Genomic DNA, 19,513 nt, shown 5'->3' on the forward strand with positions numbered 1-19,513 from the left:
GCCCATGCCGGGCGTATCACACAAAGCGGGCAGCGCCAAGGCGTTGCCCGCTTCTTCATGAGCGCCAGCGGAGTCATGGTGCCGACTCTTGCATGACGGCTCGATGCGGGCGCAGCCTAGCAGAGCGCGCATCAAGCCGTCATGCCTTCCCCCGATCTCACCGGCAACGCGTCTGACCTGGCCTTAAGCTCAGTGCGGGGTGTGAAGCGACGGACAGGAACCTAGAGCGCCTTGGCTGGGGCGCTTTTGCTCGGCTGGTTATCGCCGGAGAACCCCGCAGCGGGGCGTACCGGCTCTAAGGCGGCAAGAGCGGCCCACTAAGAGCCGGCAGCATCAGCCCAACCTCTATTTAGACCTTCTGTTTCTTTCCTTTGTAAGAACAAAAAACGCCCAAGTGGAAACCACCTGAATGCTTTTTTATTACTCCTCCATAATTAGTAGCCTATTTGTATTTATTTTATATGTAATTGTTTACTCATAAATATATTTATAGTAAAATTTACCTTGTAATTATATTCATTTTAATACAAGGAAGTTGGTTTTATAGTAAAATACACCTTTTTTTGTTTTGCTTCAAACCAAATTTCACTCCAAATCCTTTTACAGAAAAGAGGTTCTAAATTGAAAAGTAAAATTAAGGCTATCTTGTCCCTATCTCTACTCGGAACTCTAGCAGGCACAATATTTATCGGAAATGCTGATGCTGATTTATATGGATATAAACGTAAAAATGGTGGTATTTTTAGCGCATGGTACGACTCGTCAGTTGCATCCTATGGTTATATAGGTACGTATGATACAGCACGTTCTAATTGGGGCGGAATTAGTTCCAATGTCTCTATTAGTAAAGCTTCATCACCTAATGGGAATAGTATTGATGAGTACTATGCTGGGACTACAAGCGATCCCTTACTGTTAGGTTTAAATGTTGCCTATAATGTTTTTTGGCCGGGAAATATTCCTGTTAATAAATATGAAAAAAATTGGGATTATTCAGTAAATTCTTTGTATCACAATAACGTTACTGTTCCTAATGACGCTGCTGCCTCTGCACTTAAAGCTCGATTCACAGCAACACACGAAATCGGTCACTCTTTAGGATTAGATCACACCACAGGTACAAATGCTCAAAATTCTGTAATGAAAGGCGGTTGGCAAGGTAACGAAACATCTGCCAGTCCTACAACTTACGATAGAAATCAATTAAAATCTATTTACGGAAATTAATTAAGGGAGACTAAATATGAAAACTTATAATATTCGTAAACCTTTCCATATGTTCTTAACAATCCTACTTTTATTTTTTGTTTTCGCTAGTGCCTATTATTTTTTCATTTATAATTCAGTTAAAAGCACAGTAATTAACACAGCGGCTGTATATCCTGACTACGAAACAGAAGAAGCACTCTTCAATGAAGCAGATTTAGTTGTAGTTGGCTCCACTGATCAAAGCTTTGAGAATCGAGAACACATTAATGTAAGTTACCCAACAGGAGCAATTCAGGACTTTTATACAAAAACCGATTTTTCCGTAAAGCAGGCCCTAAAGGGTGATGTGCCAAATGATTCAATAATTGAAGTCGGCGAACCCATAGGTTACGTTCAAACACTTACAGGTAAAAGCAAGATAACACGGGATGAGTATACCGAATTACAACAATCCAGCGAATACCTACTTTACCTTAAACAAAATTCAGAGGGACTTTACTTTATTATCGCTGCCGAGTTGGGGAAATATAATATTGATAACACCGACCTCAATGAAAGCCAGAATGAAAAACAACAACAAATCAAACAAGAAATAATTAAAAGCAATATTCTTGATAATATCGATATTCAATGATCTGTCTAGCTGATCATTGAGATGGTTCTTGCAACTCTTTTCACATCAAATAAAGAATTAAAGGTTAACCTCTGCTGGGGGGGGGGTTAACCTTTTATGTGCCACATCAAAAAGAACCGGCGGTCGCCTCTCTCCTTAAGTAACGAAGCGCGTGGTCTTTTACAACTTTATGGGGCCAATCGGGGAAGCCACTTACGGGTTTGTGGAACCTAACGGAGAAGTCACTACCCTGGGGCAGCAAGAGATGAAGTTAAATCAGTTTTTCCACATTCCGAAAGAGAACAAATTTTAAAGCATTTCCACACAAAAAGCGGGCAGCGCCAAGGCGTTGCCCGCTTCTTCATGAGCGCCAGCGGAGTCATGGTGCCGTCATGCCTTCCTCGATCTCGCCCACAACGCATTTGACCTGGCCTTAAGCTCCGTACGGGGTGTGAAGCGACGGACAGGAACCTAGAGCGCCTTGGCCGGGGCGCTTTTGCCCGGCTTAGGCGCTCTTGTTATCGGCCGGAGTAACCCCGCAGGGGGCGTACCGGCTCTTGGGCGGTGTTTTTCAGACGCCTTAGAGCCGGTAGCCTCAGCCCGACCGGTCGTTTGCTTTATCCTTCAGCTCTTGGGTTTCTGGCTGAACACAAAAAGCGCCCAAGTGAATACTGCTTCACCTGGACGTATCATTCCGTTTCCCCCGGCGTCGTTTCGCCGTTCAGAGATTAAAAAAAGAAAAAGGTTGTAAATTACCCTCTAAATTCTCCCTAATAGATGAGAAGCAAGACGGCGCGCCAGCTTCCAAGCTACTCATCTCACACAAATACGAACAATTACCAACTCGGCCTCTTATACGGGGGTGACAACCAAGCTCATTTTGCCCACGACTATTAACGCTGTCAACGGCTATGTTGATTGGTATCTGGGCATTGGGGATGCGGCCATTGAAAGCGGCATTTCGTATTCCTACGAAGGATTTAAGGTGTTTCTCGGCTCTTCCTATGGGGACGTATCAACGTATAATGAATCTCATCCGGTGGCCAGCCTGGCCAAAGGTCAGACCGTAGATTTGAAACTGGTATACGACTATGCGACGAACCGGGCAACCTTGTACGTAAATGGTTCACCCCTGCCTTGGACGAATAACGTCAACGTCGGTGCTACCAAAAACCTGCTGAGTACCCACAACAAAGTCAAAATGATTCATGGCGTGCAAGACCAGGGCGGTAGCTCGTACAGCCAAGCCAGCTTTTCGCAAACCCAGCTGCGAATGGATACCGCGGGAGCGATTTACAATACATGGACGGACAATCTGTCTTCCACCAGTCGTGTAGTAGTCAGCACCAAGGAACATCCTGCTGATCCCACCAGCGCCGACAAATTCACCATCTATAACTTCGCTCCGCTTATTACCAAGCTTGACCCTGCCTAACAGGAGTAGTCATATAAAACAAAGAAGAAACTTCTTTTATAGAAGTTTCTTCTTTGTTTTTAGTAACATTTTGGATTTTCGTGCGTCTATAATACAGGGAGTGAAGACCAAAAATGGAACAAGGAGGATATGATAACGTGAACAAGATGTTGAAAAGAGGATTCATCGGATGTCTCATCGCGTCCCTGCTAGTCGTAGGAAGTGCCCTACCTACAGGAACGGCTTCCGCAGCTTCCTCAGCTATCAAAATTAGTATCAATGGCATTTACGCAAATATGGATGTGGCCCCTTATATAACCAAAGGAACCACAATGGTTCCTTTGCAGGTAGCCCAACAAATACCCGGCAGCTCGGTACAATGGAATAACGCATCCAAGACCGTCACGCTTACCCGAAACGGCGAAACCATCACCTTAGTGGCGGGACAGAAAACAGCAAAGGTTGGAAATAAAGAAGTGAAACTGGAAGCAGCCTCGACCCTAAAACAAGGGCGTGTCATGGTTCCCTTGCGTTTTATCGCAGAATCGACGGGGGCGTATGTACTGTGGAATCCCAAACAACGGATTGTATTCGTCGCCAAATCCAGTGAAGAGGAAGAGCTAAAGGAACAATTTGCCTCGTCCAGCCTGGCCGAAGCCCGAAGCGCAGCGCTAAAATTTCCAATGGTTAGCTCGTTGAAAGCCTTGGATATTACTCCCAGCGAAGTAGGGGGTAATCAAGGTTATTATTTCCCGGAAGGAAAAGCGGACCAATTTTTCTTGACTGGAGGCAACAGCATTTCATATTACGAAGTTGTGGGAAACCACAGCGAGAAAAAATGGACGGCCACCTTTGATTCGGTTAAAGCCTCCAGCGGCCTGTTCTTTTTGCCTCTAAAAATCACCAACCAGGACGGCGAACTTCCAAAAATAACGAGTCGTGTAGTTTTTTTTGAATTTATGGGGCATGTCGGAGAAGCAAAATACGGGTTCGTGGAGCCTAACGGAGAAGTCAAGACCCTGGGGACAAAGGAGATGAATTTAAATCAGTTTTTTGACATTCCGGAAGAGAAAACATCTTAAAACATATCCAATCGAGTAGGAGGCTACCCATTGACTGAGTAGCCGACCTCTCACACCACCGTACGTACCGTTCGGTATACGGCGGTTCAACCGCATAAGTGCAATTTACGTAATTGCTCATACTGTGCAGGGAAGTCATAATATCCGGCCTGTGCGAGCTTTTCGTTTGTTATGGAACGGGACAGCACCGGGCTTCCGGCCACTCGCCAGTAGCCCAGGCGGGAGTTCCCCCATGGGTAAGCCTGCCACTCCGGTATTCCCAGTTTCCGTAGGTTTTGTACCTTTGTTTTGGGCTTCTTCCACTGTTTCCAGATGTACATTCGCAGCCTTCTACGCAGCCATTCGCTCCAGCTTTGCAATATCCGTTTTATATCGGCTACGTAGAAGTAGCCGATCCAGCCGCGAATGTAGACTTTCACCTTCTCCATCACTTGTCGAACATTCCTGCCCTGACTGCGGCTCGTCAGTTCCTTCAACTTCTTCTTTGCTTTGGCGAGGGATTGACCATGGGCGCGAATATACACTCCATTTCCGTTCTTGCCCAAGGCAAAGCCAAGAAACTTGAAATGCTTCCGAGCCACTACGCTCACGACCTTGCTTTTCTGCGCATTCATCTGGAGTCCCAGTTTATTCTCCAGGTACTTCCGGCAGGATTCCAGAAGCCGCGTTGCTGCCCGTTTGCTTTTCGCTAGTACCACGATATCGTCTGCATACCGAATGACGTTCACTCCACGGCTGCTCATCTCCTGGTCGAATTCGTTCAGATAAATATTCGCAAGCAGTGGAGATAAGGGGCCTCCTTGCGGAGAGCCTTCCTCCGTTTTGCAGTGTACCCCGTTCTCCATAACCCCACTTTTCAGATATTTCTTAATCAGGTCGGTTACACGGTGATCCTGGATTTGCTTGCGTAGCAGATTCATCAGCAATTCATGATTCAGGGTGTCAAAATATTTGGAGAGGTCGATTTCGACTGCGTAGCCGTAGCCTTGCTGTGCGTACTCTCTTACCTTTCGAATGGCCTGCTGCGCACTCCGCCCGGGGCGGTAGCCGTAGCTTCCGTCAGAGAAGAGCCGTTCAAACAAGGGTTGTAGCTGCTGGGAGATCGCCTGTTGAATCACCCGGTCTATGACCGTAGGGATGCCCAGCTTCCGGACTCCGCTTCCATCTGGTTTGGGAATTTCCTTGCGCCGTACCGGGCTTGGCTTGTATTTTCCTTCACGGATACTCTGTAAAAGCTCGCCCTTATGCTCCTGTAACCATGACAACGCGTCTTCTACGGTCATTCCGTCGATTCCCGGCGCTCCGTGGTTACGTTTCACCTGCTTGTAGGCCCTGTTCAGATTGTCTCTGTTCAAAATCTGCTCTAGCAGGTCTGTTGCACCGCCTCTTTCTCTACGTTCCCGAACGCTGGCGCTCCGCGCTCCCGCATACTCTTCGCGTTCCACGTTATCCCTTTGCGGGTAGCCCTTTCGGTATTCTGCTTTCATCGCGCCAACTCCCTTCTGGTATGTAATCGAGACTTGCGATTGTTCGGCTCTTTCCGAAAAAAAAAACTTCCCGGTACTATGGCCTCTGCTGACTTCTCACAGCAAGCTTTACTCCGTCTTTCGGATTTTTTTTCCTACCGGACGTCTGTGAGACCTCCCCGGGTAAGAGCGGTAACCTTCCCCTCATCTATCTGCCACATTTACATCCTGAGATTCGGGCAGTATTGGACTTTGCTTTGGATTGCAAGCTCGTCCGTCCCAGCATGCCTTGTATGTGATTTCTATTCGTCAGACCGAGGGTTTGCCTCCGGCTTCCTTCAGATTCCGCCTCGCGGCGGACACCCTTGCCCTTGGCTAACAGTTCCTACTGCCAAGCCTGTAGCGGACTTTCACCGCCTAGTTATCGCCCATGCCGGGCGCACAAGACGAAAAGCACACGGCATTGAATCTGCCGTGTGCCTTCTTTTCCTGTATCGGGTTGTTCCTACTCTTTCCGGTTTCTGAATACTCTGCTGAGAATAAACCCGGCAAGGATCAGAGCCAGACCTGCCGCATATATAGGCAGCGGGCTGCTTTCACCAGTCTGAGGGAGCTTGCCGTCAGTTGCTGGTTTTACAGCAGTTCCTTTCGGAACGTCATCTTCGTCGACAGTCACTCCGCCCAGCGGAACTTCATCGTCAATAGGCGTATCCGGATCCGTATTGCCTCCGGCTGCAGGCGCAGCAGAAGGTGACGGGGACGCTGCCGCAGTAGCTGCAGGAGGTGTAGGAGTTACTGCGGGCCCTGCAGGAATCTGCGGCTCATCAATGATTATTCCCGGTACACTGGACACTGTAGGTGTTGGTATTGGAATAAACGGAATATCTGGTGGCGTTGGCGCCACCGTAGGACCTGAAGTCGGTGCTGGCGATGGCGTCACCGCCGGTGATTCTGACGGTGTTATGGTTGCTGCCGGCGACTCCGTTGGTGTTGTTGACGGTGTTGGAGTCGGCGTAGGCGTCGGTGTCGGCGTAGCTGTAGCCGGGGCCAGCTTCGTATTGAGCACCGTTAAGTTGATTGTGGCTGAAGAGCCAATGGTAACCGGATATTCACGCGTATCCAGAGCGTAACCGGTAGGAGCCGCCGTCTCAATCAATACATAGCTTCCCAGCCATATATTGTTGAACACCGCGCTGCCTGCGGCATCCGTGGTCCGGGTATTGATAAGCACCCGTTCGGAGCCGTTCAGACGGTACAGCTCAAAGGTCGCCCCCGCGAGTGGAAGCTGGCTGTCTGCCGCATCCAACTTCTGAACCGCCAGGGTTCCGCGCACACCGCTGCCTGTTCCCGAACCGCTGGAAACACCAACGATAATCTCTTTGGTTGTTTCCTGGGTGACCCGCTCTACATTAGTGCCGGCGAGTTTGACGGTATTCACCAGCTTTTCCCCTGTATTCGCGACAATCAGAGACTTGTATTCAAGGATATACGCGTAATTAATATCATGCAGGAAACTGAGCACGAAGCTCTGCCTGCCGCCCTCATCCGTGATGACACTGAGTGTGTAATCAGAATCCCTAACCAATTCGGGTCCGCCTTTGGTCACTTCTCCGTTCATCCCCGCAGAGGCAGGATAAAGGTGGAAGGAATCCGGCAGCAGAATCTGATTCCGGCTCGGTATATCGGTCAGCACCGCATTTTTTATAGTGGACTGTGAACGGTTGATTGCAATCGTCCAATCCAGTTTATCACCTTTTTGCAGGCCATTTTTGTAGACATATTCACCACCGTAAGGAATGTTGACCGAGGCGAATAAATCCTTGGATACTTTTCGGGTGCCGTCCAGCAGCTTCGCCGTATTGTCAACGGTGGAATGAATCAGCTGCCCATCCAGACTCGTCTTGAAAACAATGTAATAGGCAGAACTGATGGCATCCGCAAATTTAACCTTCAGCTCATTGCCGGTGCCAACACTGTAGGTATAGGCGTCAGCGCTGACCTCGGAGCCTTGGGATGGATCTCCCTTTGCATTGATATTCATGTTGTAGACTTTAAGTGAGCCTGGCACCAGGGCCTGCCCGGATTTCAGGAGGTCTGCTACATTGGGGTCCGTGATGGACTTGCTGTTGTAATTGATTCCTACGGTCCAGGTGATCTCTTTGGCGGATGCATTATAAGAACCGGCTTTGAAGCCATTGTTCTTCACCTCGGCACGGGGAATGAACAGCCCTTTCGCTTCAGCCCATAGCGCTTTGCCGTCTCCGCCTATCCAATCAATCCGCGCATTGTTGACAAAATTATCCGTGCTGCCATACAGCCAGTCATTGCTGAACTCTGTGCGGTAGGCAATTGTATAGGTTCCTGAGATTGGTGAGGTGAACTTCACCTTGAACCCGGCGTTCGGCTTCACGGGCGAATTATATTCCAGCGTATAGGCAGAGGCACCAAGTACTGTGCCGCTTGCGTTCCTTACGACCAGAGTCCCCGGAATAAACTTCTGCCCCCCCTGCGGGAAGCTATCCGTAACGGCTACATCATTCATTGGGTAGCCGTCGCCATTCAGGGTAATTTTCCAGTCCGTTGTATGGTTCTTGTAATCGACACCCGAGAGGTTTTTATAAATGATTGCCGACCGGATCAGCTGTGAAGCCTCCACATTGTAGGTGCTATCCGAAACCGTGTTGGTGATTGTTGTATCAGTGAGTACACGATCTGCCGACTTGGTTTTGTATTCAATGCGGAAGGCTGAAGAGATATCATTCAAAAATTCCAGCTTGAAGCCTTTTTTATCGTCATGGGTTACGTCCGTCACCGTGTAGTCTGCGTTCTCTACCAGGGGGGGGCCTTTTATAGCCGTCCCCGAGGAGTTCAACGTCACCGGATAGATCTTCACCGAACCCGGAACCAGCTCCTGCGAGTTATTGAACAAATCGGTCAGCACCCCGCTGCCCTGCGGGATAGCCTTATTGTTGTAGTTGTATTCAATGGCCCAGGAAATCACCTGCTTACCCCATTCATAATTCGTAGCCAGTTTGTTCAGGCTTCCGCCGCGTTCGATAGTTACGGTAGCAGATGAGCTGACTGGTTCACGGCCATCTCCTCTAAAAGACGCCGTATTCGTGAAGCTGCTCAACGTATCGCTGACAACTGCAGTCGTATAGGCAATCCGGTAAGCGCCCGTGATAACAGGGTCCGTAAAATGTACCTTCAGCGTTCCGTCCGTTACTTCGGCGATATACTTGCTGCTGTCAAGCAATGCCCCCTTTGTGACCGTGCCATCCAGTTGAACCGACAGCTGATAGACCGCAAGCGTAACGGTGCTGTCCAGGGACAAGCCTTCAGGAATCGGGTCTGTAACGACAGCACCCGCTACCGGCTCCAGCTTTTTGTTGACATCGACGGTCCAGTCAATGTGATTGGCATTGAAACCGCCCGAGACGCCTTTCTTCTCGATCGTTGAACCTACAGAAGGCTTGAAGTTCACAACAATGGTCTGAGCGCCGCCATTGACCGGGAACACAATTTCCTGCACCGTGCTGCCCGAGATCACTTTTTTATCAAATTGGGTATTAATTCTTAACGTTCCCTGAACATTATCGTGGGTCTCGATGTAGCTGTTGAAGGTCATCAGCACCTGGTGTGTGGATTGGCTGACTGTAAAACTGCCTACCTCCCCATCATCTGATACCAGTGATCCGTTAATGTCATTGAACAGCTCGAATTGCGCCGGCAGCTGGAACGCAAAAGTGTCACCGTCAACGTAGCCATGCCCGTTAGGAAGCGCCCACGTATAATCCAGCTTCACACTGGAATCAACGTCATACACGCTGCCTGTTACCGTCTGTCCATCCGGCCCATACACGGCCATCGACACACTGGTAATAATGTCCCGGTCATTCTCAATTCCCGCAGCCGTAGCCTTCATACTAAACCCGATGCCGTATGCATACTGCACAAACAGCATGAGGACGACTAAGGCCACACTAATTCTTTTTTTCACCATACTCAAAAAGCCCCCATTCCCCATCGTATTATCGGATTCGCAAAATTCTCTTGCCGCTGCCGAAGATTACCGCCGAATGCCCAGGTTAAGACATATTCCGCTTGAAAGCCAGTTATGTATTCCGGAAAATCCTGCGACCATCTTATGTGAATATTCTGCGTTTTTTTCTTTTCTGGCCAGAGACTGCGATATATACTTATATCACCTTAGTGTAGATCATTAGAATCAGAAATTGTTAAAATTTCAGAATTTTATTTTTGCCAAATATTTCTCGTCTTTCAAGGGGGAAAGCTGTGAGCCACAACACTTTTTTCGGCCGGCAGCATGATATCGATTTCATCATGTTCTCGGTTTCGCATTGGATGGCTATATCTTTAGTCGCATGTTTCTGTATGATCCTCTTTGGCCTGCGCCGGGCAATCCGTTCCAACCCGGGACTTAAGCAGTCTATCCGCCTGCTGCTTGTTGCTGTGCTGCTGTTCTCTGAAGGCGGTCTGCAGCTGTGGTACATCACTCAGGAGGTCTGGAAAAAAGGGAATTCCCTGCCGCTGGAACTATGCGGAATCACGCTGCTCTTATCCATTGTGATGCTGCTTACCCGGAGCCGTCTGCTGTACTCCTTTCTCTATTTCGCGGGCATCGGCGGTGCATTCATTGCGCTGCTTACACCCAATCTGGTGTATCCTTTTCCCCATTTCCGCTTTCTGCTGTTTTTCGCCGCCCACGGCGGGATTATTCTGGCATCGCTGTACATGACCTGGATCGAGGGTTACAGGCCAACCTGGAAATCGCTGTTCTTCACCATGCTCTGCCTCAATATCGTGGCGGCCGCCGTCTATGCCGCAGACCGGATTCTCGGGGCCAACTATATGTTTCTGGCGCACAAGCCGGGCACGTTTTCAGTATTGGATTATTTTGGTCCCTACCCGTACTATCTGCTTGCGGAAGAGGCGTTTGCTTTTGTGGTATTTCTCCTGATGTATCTTGTGTTCTTCTGGTTTCCGCAGCGTTGGAATGCCCCGCCATGCGCTAGACGAACCAAACTATAAGAATAAAAAACGCCAAAAAGCAGACCTCCATACCGGAAGTCTGCTCTGCTTGGTACATACGGGATAAACCCGAGAAATTAATAATTAAGCTTCGATAATTTCCACCGAAGTCATTTTGTCGCGTCCCTGGAAAGCATCAACCTTGTCCATACCTTCTACCACTTTGCCGAATACAGTGTGTACGCCGTCAAGATGCGGCTGTGGAGCGTAGCAGATATAGAACTGGCTTCCGCCTGTGTTCTTACCGGCATGAGCCATAGCGAGCGTTCCGCGCTCATGCTTGTTCGGGTTGATTTCGCAGTCGATGGTATATCCCGGACCACCGGAGCCTGTACCATTTGGACAGCCGCCTTGGGCTACGAAACCTGGGATTACACGGTGAAATACCAGACCGTTGTAGAACCCTTCTTTTGCCAGCTTCTCAAAGTTTGCAACCGTGTTGGGTGCATCCTTCTCGAACAGATCAAGCAGCACGACGCCGCCATTTTCGAGTGTAATTTTCGCTTGCTTTGCCATATGTAAATACCCCTTTCGAAATAACAGATATTGAACACGTTTATTAGTTTACTATGAAATGACGCACAAAGCAAAGCAGGCGGAAGTCCTTCCGCCTGCTGCATCCTTCTTCATTGTCTGCCGCATCTGCCGCAGAAAATCACTTACTTCGCCACCGCCTGCTTCGCAATGCGCGCCGGAACAATATCGTTGGCGATAATGTCCTGATGGCTCTCACGGCGGACCACAAGGTCGCTCTGCCCATTCTGTACGAACACCACTGCCGGACGGCGGATCCGGTTATAGTTGCTGGCCATGGAATAGTTGTATGCCCCTGTGCAGGCCACAGCGAGCAGATCCCCGCTCTCCACCTTAGGAAGCTCTACATCCCAGATCAGCATATCGCCGCTCTCGCAGCATTTGCCGGCAATCGAAACCGTTTCTTCATTCGGTTCTGCGGCACGGTTGGCCAGCAGCGCCTCATATTTGGATTCATAGAGCGCCGGACGCGGATTATCCGTCATCCCGCCGTCAACGGCGACATATTTGCGCACACCGGGAATCTCCTTGTTCGTGCCCACAGTGTACAGCGTAGTTCCGGCATCGCCGACAATGCTGCGGCCCGGCTCTACCCAGATTTGCGGCAGCTTCTCGCCAATGCCGGCAAAATGCGTCTTCACGGCACCTGTGATGGCGGCCACATATTCGGACACCTGCAGCGGTGTATCGCCTTCGACATAACGGATACCAAAGCCGCCGCCGAGATTAACCACCGGGAACTCTACACCCAGTTCTTCCTTCACTTTGCGCGTGAACTCGGCAATGCGTTCAACCGCCAGCTCAAAACCTTCGGTTTCAAAAATCTGTGAGCCGATGTGCGAATGAACGCCCAGCAGCCGCAGATTGCTTTGTGCGGAGGCGAGTCTTACCGCTTCCAGTGCAGAACCGTTTCCAATATCGAAGCCGAATTTCGAGTCGGTCTGGCCGGTGGAGGCATACGCATGGTGGGCATGCGCCTCTACGCCCGGAGTCACGCGCAGCAGGATGTTAACTGTTACTTCCTTGCGGAGGGCGATGGCCTGCAGCATGTGCAGCTCTACCAGATTGTCGGCTACGAAGCAGCCGATCCCGGCATCAATTGCCATTTCGATCTCATCCGGTGTTTTGTTGTTGCCGTGAAAATGGATGCGCTCAGCCGGAAATCCGGCCTGCAGCGCGGTATACAGCTCACCGTCCGACACAACGTCCAGCGACAGCCCTTCCTCGTCAGCCAAACGGCACATCGCCATTACGGAGAAGGCTTTGCTGGCATAGGCCACCTGGAACCCGAGACCGGATGCAGTAAAAGCCTCCATGTACTCGCGGCAGCGGCGACGGACTAATTGCTCGTCCACTATATACAGCGGGGTACCATATTCCGCCTTCAATTCGGTCACATCACATCCGCCGATCTCCAGATGATTGGCATCATTAATTCGGCTCGTCCCGTGTAAAAACATTTGCGCAGTCCTCCAATTTCTGTGGAAATTCTTGTTCCACCCTATCTTTTAGTGTATTCAGTATAACAGACAGTGGGAACACCATTGAATGGACTAATTTGCAGTTGATTTGTATTTTCCTACGATTTGCTTTTCTTCTCCGGAACCGGCGGCATCCGCGTATTGTCTCTTGTTTTGTTGAAGGATGGCCTAGTTTTGGAGTTAAGCACAGGCTGGCGGATAATGATCTCCCCCATCGCCTTTGCATTAAATGGTATAAACGGCCACAAATATGATGAATTGTAGGAGCGGTGTGTCGTGAGCAGGATTATAATCAGTGTTGTGCCGATCATAAAGCCCTGCACCTGGAATGCGGCCACAGCGAGCAGCAGCACAAGCCTGACAATCCGGTTGGCCAGCCCCAGCTCATAGCTGGGCGTGGCGAACATACCGATGGATGCAACAGCCATGTACAGCACGACCTCATTGACGAAAAGACCGGTCTGGACAGCAATGTCCCCAACCAGAATCGCGGCAATGAGACCCATAGCCGAACCTAGAGGAGTCGGTGTATGCACGGCAGCCATGCGCAGGAGATCGACCCCAAGCTCAACAAGGAGAAACTGGGCAAGCAGCGGAATTTTGGCCATTTTCTGCGGCCCGATGAATTCAAGCATCGCCGGTTTAAGCTCCGGATGGATCACAAGCAGCATCCAGAGCGGAAGCAGGAACATGGAAGCAAAAATCCCGATGAACCGCACCCAGCGCAGATACGTGCCCATAAACGGTGTCTGGCGGTTCTCTTCCGCATGTTGGCACAAATCAAAAAAGGTGGTCGGCAAAATCATGACACTCGGGGAAGTATCTACGAAAATAACCACCCGGCCTTCCAGCAGATGGGAAGCCACAACATCCGGACGCTCCGAATACCGCACCAGCGGATAGGGATTCCAGCCTCCGCCGACGATCGCCTCCTCCAGCTGTTTGTCCGCGAGCGGAATGCCGTCAATATTCACGCTCTTAATTTTTTCGGTGACGGCCTTAACCTGCGTTTTGTCGACGATATCATCGATATACGCGACACAGACATCCGTGCGCGTCCGGCGGCCCACCTGGTGCATCTCATATTTCAATCCAGGGTCGCGGACCCGTCTTCTGACCAGCGCGACGTTGCTTAGCAGGGTTTCTGTGAATCCGTCGCGCGCTCCACGCACCACCCGTTCAATGGACGGTTCGTCCGGATTGCGTGAAGGATAGGAGCGGGTATCCATGATAATAACTTCAGTTTGACCTTCAATGAAAAAGACGCTCATTCCCGACAGCACTTTATTAATGCTCTCGCTGAGCAATTCTCCTTTCTCCACCTGGATGTGGGGGATGAACTCGCTCATAAAGCTGGCTAGCACATCCGTAGAGATATTCTCCGGGGTGAGGTACGTCAGGCGCTTCAGAATTTCATCGATGATCGTATCCTTGGCGAACCCGCTGATGCACAGCAGCGCCGCCTTGCGTCCGCCAAAAGTCATTTCCCGGAACACTACATCAAAGGACGAATGAAGGCCCATGACCTCCGCAAGTGTCTTTTTGGTATCCTCAAGATTAGCCGGAATGTTGTCACTGCCCTGCCAGTAAATGATCGATTCCTCCAAAGAATCGGAACGTTCGGCATCGCGTTTCTTTTGCAGCGGATCATCGGCCTTCTTCGCTTCAGCCCCGCCAGCAGCATTTTCCTTTGCACTTTTCCCGTTTTCCTCCGGCTGCTCCAGGGTTTTGCCTGCTGCCCCTGCCTGAGGCTGTGCACCCGGAGGTCCTTCATCCTCAGCCTGGCCTGCATCGTCGTCTGTCTCTTCGTCATCCCCGAACAATCTGGCAAAAAAACCTTTTTTGCCGCTCTCCGGCTCCTGCGCACCCAGCTCTTCCGAGGCTTCCGCATCCTGCGCACCCAGCTCTTCCGGGGCTTCCGCATCCTGCGCACCCAGCTCTTCCGAGGCTTCCGCATCCTGCGCATGCGCGTCCATTCCGCTGTCCCTGCCGAGGCCTCCCTTGCCGGAATCTGCTGCTGCACATCGGTTCTGAGCGGCGGCAGACTCCGAATCCAAGCTTCCTGAAGCAGACGGCTCTGCAGACTCCTTCTCTGATCCAGCTTCCGGTCCGGCTCCTTCCTTTGCACTCTCACTCATGGATGGACTTTCATCCCCATATCCGGTTGCGCCCGAATCCTCTCCACTGTCCTCTCCACTGGCCACAGTATTGCCATCTCCGCCATCTGTCCCGCCGGTTCCGGCTTCCTCTACGGCTTCATCCGGTTCCTTATCTTCCTCTTCGTCGTCGCTGAACAACGATGCCAGGAACCCCTTAGCGTCCTTCTTGGCCGTCTCATTACCGGACACCTTCTCTTCATCCGCATCCTGATTCTCCTCAGAAGCTGCCGGGTCCACGGCTGCGGAACCGGCCTCCCCGTCTCCCTGCTCTGTCTCCTGCTGCTCCACATTACCTGCGCCCAGCTCCGCCGAAGCTTCCACATCCTGTGTCCCTCTCTCTGAATCAGCCGCATCCTCCCCGTCAGTTCCCGTAGCGGTACCGGCGGTTACAGAATTGTCTTCCACATCAGCTGCCGCCTCTGGCTTTTCTTCCGTCTCCACACTGTCTTTACCGGCCGTTTTGCTCTTGTCTTTTGGAACTTCGATAAAATCTCCGCTGTGAACATACCTAACCACGCCATAACCTCCTTCTACTGTTGATACACAAACCAATCAAACAAAGAGCCAGCGACCTTGCCGCAGACCATCGCCATCAGCAGCCCGAAGAGCAGATGGGTCATACGCAGGCGCTTAGCCAAGATGGGCAGCACATTCAGCACCTCGGTCAGCGCCGCAGCCAGCATGCCCACAAATACCCCGTCAAACAGACCTACTCCCAGCTCTACCAATGGCCCGGCGGAAATCCGCCAATTCCAGAAATCAGACACGGTGCCAAGCAGCGAGCCCCCGATCATTGCTCCTTCATACCAATGCACTTTATCGTAGGAGGATGTCAGCTGGGCCAGCCGTGGTACCATGTCCAGCACAATGAAAAGTGCGATTACCCCGCCGCCCACCGCAATGCCTCCGGCAATCCCCAGCAGCAGATGCAGGCCCAGCGACAGCGGTGCGGTCATGACCTTTCCCCCCTCTCCGGAAGCCTGGAGGATTCATCGCCATGGCTTTTCATTTTGCTGTACTCCTCGTTGACTACATAGTGGTCAATATTTTTTTGGTAAAGGAACATTTCCACTTCCAGCGGAGTCGGCTCTTCATTCCATTTTTTCTTAAAAAGATGGTTGAAAAAAATCACCATGCCAAATCCGATGCCCAGGGAATAGGCAACTTGAAAGACATACGGATGCTCGTCCCGGCGGCCTGTAAGCATCTCCACAGTCCTGACCTGCACCTCCAGCATGCTGACATCAGCATGGAAATTCATAATCGTCAATGCGGAGCCAAAGAACAGCAGCAGCCAGACCAGCACGAATAAGGCAATGGACGGTTTGCGTGCTTCCACCGGCCCTTCAATCTGCACCAGCGTCCGGCCTTCTCCGATCGGCTGAATATCGGCACCGGGCACAAGCTCATGGATCTTGGGAATGACGGTCAGCAGATCAATCAGGATCAGGTTTCCGTCGCTTTGGACAGGGTCCAGCAGCAGCAGTGAATACAGCGGCTCCCTCCACTCCGGATCGGTAATTAGATAGGCCACATCACGCAGCAGAACCCCTTTGCCTTTGGGCACCGTCACCCGGTTTTTCAGCTGTATGTAAATAGCGGGAGCCGAATGGGCAGTCATGCGCGGACACCTCCTACAGGATCTGATGAGAAGCTGCATAGTCTTATATTTCAAGAATAACGGTAGTATGGGAGAAAAGGCTTATTTTTACTCTTAACCTGCACAAAAGGCAGACCAGGGAAAATCCCGGTCTGCCTTCTCTTTGTATCGTCAATGGATTCAGCCTGCCCCCTCACCCGGCAGACATCCAGCTTTACGCTGTCTTACAATCTGTTCTCTTGACGCTTGATCCACTCACCGTCGTTTCTAAGTTCCCGTCCAACGGCCGGGGGGGAGCAAGATTTCCGCGTATATTTTACTCCTTCATCTGCTTTAAATTCCTTACCGAATAGATCGCTACCCGTATGAGCAGCACCGCACTAATCACCAGACCGGTGTAACCGAACAGCGGTCCCCCAGGTACAGCAAACCGATGGAAATCCCACCGAAGGCAGTTCCGATAAAGGCGAGCAATAGCTGAGAAATCCAACGGGTGATGAACGAAGCATTGGTTTTGTCAGCAAAAAAACCGACCTTAATCGAAACTTCACCCTTCTCCAGCATGGAAGTCAGATTGTCCAGCCGCCGAGGCAGCTTGCGGATGACAGGCAGCAGCTCCAACAGTTCGTCCGCGGCCGTTTGCTTCCAATCGGCGGAGCCTCCGGCCGGCATAAATTCCGGCGAATGCTCCTGCACAAACCTCCGGGCTTCATTCATCAGGCTGAACGAGGGGTTCAATTGCAGCAATGTACCTTCTAGCGTAATCAGTGAACGGAAAGCGCCAGCCACATTAGGATAGAACGAAAACTCAAATTCGGCGATCATCCGGAACAGGCCTTGAATGAATGCCTCCGAGCCCCCCGCCGGATCATATGCCGTCTGCACCAGCAGTTGGCTGACCGCTTGCTCCAGTCCTTCCTTGTCTACATCGGGCCGCGACTCAACCAGCAGCAGCAGCGATTCCATAACGACATAGGTGTTGCGGTGCTCGAATCCGATCAAGGGCCGCTTAAGCGCATCCTGCTGCAGTGTGCCGATCCGTCCAACCGATCCGAAATCGAGCAGTGCGGGCGTCCCGTCATTGAGGATGTAGACATTGCCCGGATGGGGATCGGCATGAAAAATGCCCTTGAAAAAAAATCTGCTCCAGCACGCAATCAAAAATTTGCCGTTGGACTTCACGGCGGTCAATGCCGCGTGCTTCCAGAACGGGGGTGCTGCTCTTGACGCTCATGCCGTCCATATACTCAATTACAAGGATTTTGGAGTTGCGCACAAATACAGTTTTCGAGACGGCTTATATAAAGATGGGGATCTCGGCGAAAACAAGACTGTTTGTGCCTTCATGTAGTCTGGATTCCCATCCTTTATGCCAGCCGGAGTCCCGTCATTCGGCAGTAGCTGGTTTTGGTGCGCCGGAATTTCAAACAACTTTAGGAGTTTTTCGGTGTAGGTAATAAAGCCTCTCCTTGGGGGTAATCTCTCTTTTATTCCCCCTCAAGAGAATCTTTCCACCTAGTTAGTAAAACGGGCAGACGTAATAAAAAATGCCTCCCGGCCATATGGCTAAGGAGACATCTTTCTTGGTACATCAGTGACCTGGGGTCCGTCCCCTCAGGCGCTGCGCTGATTCGTTTGGGATAAATCCAAGCCAGCCGGCACAGCCTGCCGGCTCTGCTGGTTCGAGATGAAGAACAATGCTGTCCAGATCAGCGCAAACCCGACAATCTGCGGCAGGGTAACAAGCTGATGATAGACAATCCAGTTGATCAGGATGCCCGTCATTGGAAAGCTGAGCTCGGCCAGCGTTGCGTAAGAGGCTTTGGTGGTGTTGAGGCCTTTGTAATAGAGCAGCATGCTGAGCAGTCCAGGCAGCAGTGCCTGCAGCAGCAGATTGATCCCAATCGCTGCAGATGCGCCCATGCCGCCAGGGCTCTGCCAAGGGGCCCCCTCCATGCTCGTAATCACGAACAGCAGTGGCAGCGCCAGGATGAAACGCAGTGAAGTGACCGTCTCATACTTCATGGATCCCAGCAGGTATCGTCCCATAACCGTAGAACCGCCCCATAATGCGGCTGCTCCCAGCGCCATCAGACTGCTGACGCTGATGAAGCTGTTCACGTGTCCGAAGGGAATCGTCCAACCGAAGGTCAGCAGGTATGTTCCCGCCAGAGCGACAACAATCAGCGGACCGAAGTTTTTAGGCAAGCGTTCCTTCAAAATGACAGCGGCCAGGCCAATGGCGAACAGCGGCTGCAGCTTCTGCAGCAGAAGAACTGCATTGAAGTCTCCGCTTGCCAAAGCTTGGGTGAACAGAATCGTAGCCACGGCGGAGCCGCCCCACGATACAATCAGCAGTGCTGCGGCCTGACGCAGCCGGACGGCCTTCAGTTCGGCACGGTGGCGCCAGAGAACAGGAGCGGCTGCCAGAAAGAGCACGACATGCTCCAGCAGCACAATCTGTGATGAGGTCAATGATTTCAGCAGGATAATGCGGAACAGCGGATCGATGCCCCACAGCGCCGCGCCCAGGACGACCAGCCAGAATCCGCTGCGCAGCGGCGCTGTGCGGACTCCTGAAGATGAAGCAGTAGCTTGACTCATAACTCATTCTCCTTGTCGATACAAACCCTCGATAAGAGACCAAAACCCCCGAAACGCCTGAAAAGGGCGTACATCGGGGGTTGTTTAGGGCAAAGACAACAGAAATAAACCTGATTTCTTTGCTCCTTATGATCCTCTCCCATCCGGACTTTACCGTCGGCTCTGGAATGGCACCAGATCAGTCCTTTTCTCTGCCTGCAGAGAAAAGAAGTCGCGGGCTTAGTTCGCTTTGAACATCACCGCCGGTCAGGAATTTCACCTTACCCCGAGAATCTTGTATTCCGTTATATTTTTCACAA

At 51.1% G+C, this 19,513-nt stretch carries 15 protein-coding genes and 1 riboswitch; of the genes, 5 read left to right on the top strand and 10 right to left on the bottom strand.

What is annotated here, in order from left to right; translation table 11 throughout:
- Positions 1-621: 621 nt before the first annotated feature.
- The 4 genes from PGRAT_RS32535 to PGRAT_RS20230 all read left to right on the top strand — a co-directional run bounded on the left by PGRAT_RS32535 (position 622) and on the right by PGRAT_RS20230 (position 4,318).
- A complete protein-coding gene (locus PGRAT_RS32535) occupies positions 622-1,227 on the top strand; it encodes a matrixin family metalloprotease (protein WP_025706131.1) in 606 nt (201 codons plus the stop codon).
- A 16-nt stretch (positions 1,228-1,243) separates the two neighbouring features.
- Positions 1,244-1,843 carry a hypothetical protein gene (locus PGRAT_RS20220; protein WP_025706130.1) on the top strand — a complete coding sequence of 200 codons (600 nt, stop codon included), beginning with the start codon at positions 1,244-1,246 and terminating at the stop codon, positions 1,841-1,843.
- Between the two features lie 841 nt (positions 1,844-2,684).
- Positions 2,685-3,257: a hypothetical protein gene (locus tag PGRAT_RS20225; RefSeq protein ID WP_025706128.1), complete on the top strand. Its 573-nt coding sequence runs from the start codon at positions 2,685-2,687 to the stop codon at positions 3,255-3,257.
- Between the two features lie 146 nt (positions 3,258-3,403).
- Positions 3,404-4,318 carry a copper amine oxidase N-terminal domain-containing protein gene (locus tag PGRAT_RS20230; RefSeq protein ID WP_036705308.1) on the top strand — a complete coding sequence of 305 codons (915 nt, stop codon included), beginning with the start codon at positions 3,404-3,406 and terminating at the stop codon, positions 4,316-4,318.
- Between the two features lie 86 nt (positions 4,319-4,404).
- Here PGRAT_RS20230 and ltrA read toward each other — a convergent pair whose 3' ends face one another.
- Positions 4,405-5,805, bottom strand: a complete 1,401-nt coding sequence (gene ltrA / locus PGRAT_RS20235; protein WP_042267105.1) for a group II intron reverse transcriptase/maturase — start codon at positions 5,803-5,805, stop codon at positions 4,405-4,407.
- Between the two features lie 484 nt (positions 5,806-6,289).
- A complete protein-coding gene (locus tag PGRAT_RS20240; protein WP_025707422.1) occupies positions 6,290-9,787 on the bottom strand; it encodes an LPXTG cell wall anchor domain-containing protein in 3,498 nt (1,165 codons plus the stop codon).
- A gap of 293 nt (positions 9,788-10,080) precedes the next feature.
- On the opposite strand from PGRAT_RS20240, the gene PGRAT_RS20245 reads away from it, so the two are divergent.
- The gene (locus PGRAT_RS20245) at positions 10,081-10,836 is read left to right on the top strand and encodes a YwaF family protein (protein ID WP_025707421.1); all 756 of its coding nucleotides are present in this window, start codon (positions 10,081-10,083) and stop codon (positions 10,834-10,836) included.
- An 84-nt stretch (positions 10,837-10,920) separates the two neighbouring features.
- Here the strand turns inward: PGRAT_RS20245 and PGRAT_RS20250 are convergent, their stop codons facing one another.
- The 8 genes from PGRAT_RS20250 to PGRAT_RS20280 form a co-directional block, all read right to left on the bottom strand.
- Complete coding sequence (locus tag PGRAT_RS20250; protein WP_020427255.1) at positions 10,921-11,352, bottom strand: peptidylprolyl isomerase; 432 nt, start codon at positions 11,350-11,352, stop codon at positions 10,921-10,923.
- 143 nt (positions 11,353-11,495) lie between these two features.
- Positions 11,496-12,830: a diaminopimelate decarboxylase gene (lysA, locus tag PGRAT_RS20255; protein WP_025707420.1), complete on the bottom strand. Its 1,335-nt coding sequence runs from the start codon at positions 12,828-12,830 to the stop codon at positions 11,496-11,498.
- 119 nt (positions 12,831-12,949) lie between these two features.
- Positions 12,950-14,575 (bottom strand): spore germination protein, encoded by a 1,626-nt coding sequence (locus tag PGRAT_RS20260; RefSeq protein WP_036706047.1) that lies wholly within the window; start codon positions 14,573-14,575, stop codon positions 12,950-12,952.
- A 965-nt stretch (positions 14,576-15,540) separates the two neighbouring features.
- The gene (locus tag PGRAT_RS20265; RefSeq protein ID WP_025707418.1) at positions 15,541-15,966 is read right to left on the bottom strand and encodes a stage V sporulation protein AB; all 426 of its coding nucleotides are present in this window, start codon (positions 15,964-15,966) and stop codon (positions 15,541-15,543) included.
- Complete coding sequence (locus PGRAT_RS20270) at positions 15,963-16,631, bottom strand: stage V sporulation protein AA (RefSeq protein WP_025707417.1); 669 nt, start codon at positions 16,629-16,631, stop codon at positions 15,963-15,965. The genes PGRAT_RS20265 and PGRAT_RS20270 overlap by 4 nt, the downstream gene beginning before the upstream one ends.
- Before the next feature lie 363 nt (positions 16,632-16,994).
- On the bottom strand, positions 16,995-17,768 hold the full coding sequence (locus PGRAT_RS31250; RefSeq protein ID WP_342342275.1) for an AarF/UbiB family protein: 774 nt from the start codon (positions 17,766-17,768) through the stop codon (positions 16,995-16,997).
- Positions 17,689-17,853 carry a hypothetical protein gene (locus tag PGRAT_RS34425; RefSeq protein ID WP_342342276.1) on the bottom strand — a complete coding sequence of 55 codons (165 nt, stop codon included), beginning with the start codon at positions 17,851-17,853 and terminating at the stop codon, positions 17,689-17,691. The genes PGRAT_RS31250 and PGRAT_RS34425 overlap by 80 nt, the downstream gene beginning before the upstream one ends.
- Positions 17,854-18,224: 371 nt before the next feature.
- On the bottom strand, positions 18,225-19,214 hold the full coding sequence (locus PGRAT_RS20280) for a DMT family transporter (protein ID WP_025707416.1): 990 nt from the start codon (positions 19,212-19,214) through the stop codon (positions 18,225-18,227).
- A gap of 127 nt (positions 19,215-19,341) precedes the next feature.
- Positions 19,342-19,491: riboswitch (FMN riboswitch) on the bottom strand.
- Between the last annotated feature and the right edge of the window lie 22 nt (positions 19,492-19,513).

The organism is Paenibacillus graminis, from assembly GCF_000758705.1.
GTDB classification, from domain to species: Bacteria; Bacillota; Bacilli; order Paenibacillales; family Paenibacillaceae; genus Paenibacillus_AQ; species Paenibacillus_AQ graminis.

Coding starts and splice junctions, on each gene's coding strand:
- PGRAT_RS20220 (WP_025706130.1), top strand. CDS start 1,244: ATGAAAACTTATAATATTCGTAAACCTTTCCATATGTTCTTAACAATC.
- PGRAT_RS20230 (WP_036705308.1), top strand. CDS start 3,404: ATGTTGAAAAGAGGATTCATCGGATGTCTCATCGCGTCCCTGCTAGTC.
- ltrA (WP_042267105.1), bottom strand. CDS start 5,805: ATGAAAGCAGAATACCGAAAGGGCTACCCGCAAAGGGATAACGTGGAA.
- PGRAT_RS20240 (WP_025707422.1), bottom strand. CDS start 9,787: ATGGTGAAAAAAAGAATTAGTGTGGCCTTAGTCGTCCTCATGCTGTTT.
- PGRAT_RS20250 (WP_020427255.1), bottom strand. CDS start 11,352: ATGGCAAAGCAAGCGAAAATTACACTCGAAAATGGCGGCGTCGTGCTG.
- lysA (WP_025707420.1), bottom strand. CDS start 12,830: ATGTTTTTACACGGGACGAGCCGAATTAATGATGCCAATCATCTGGAG.
- PGRAT_RS20265 (WP_025707418.1), bottom strand. CDS start 15,966: ATGACCGCACCGCTGTCGCTGGGCCTGCATCTGCTGCTGGGGATTGCC.
- PGRAT_RS20270 (WP_025707417.1), bottom strand. CDS start 16,631: ATGACTGCCCATTCGGCTCCCGCTATTTACATACAGCTGAAAAACCGG.
- PGRAT_RS34425 (WP_342342276.1), bottom strand. CDS start 17,853: ATGGACGGCATGAGCGTCAAGAGCAGCACCCCCGTTCTGGAAGCACGC.
- PGRAT_RS20280 (WP_025707416.1), bottom strand. CDS start 19,214: ATGAGTCAAGCTACTGCTTCATCTTCAGGAGTCCGCACAGCGCCGCTG.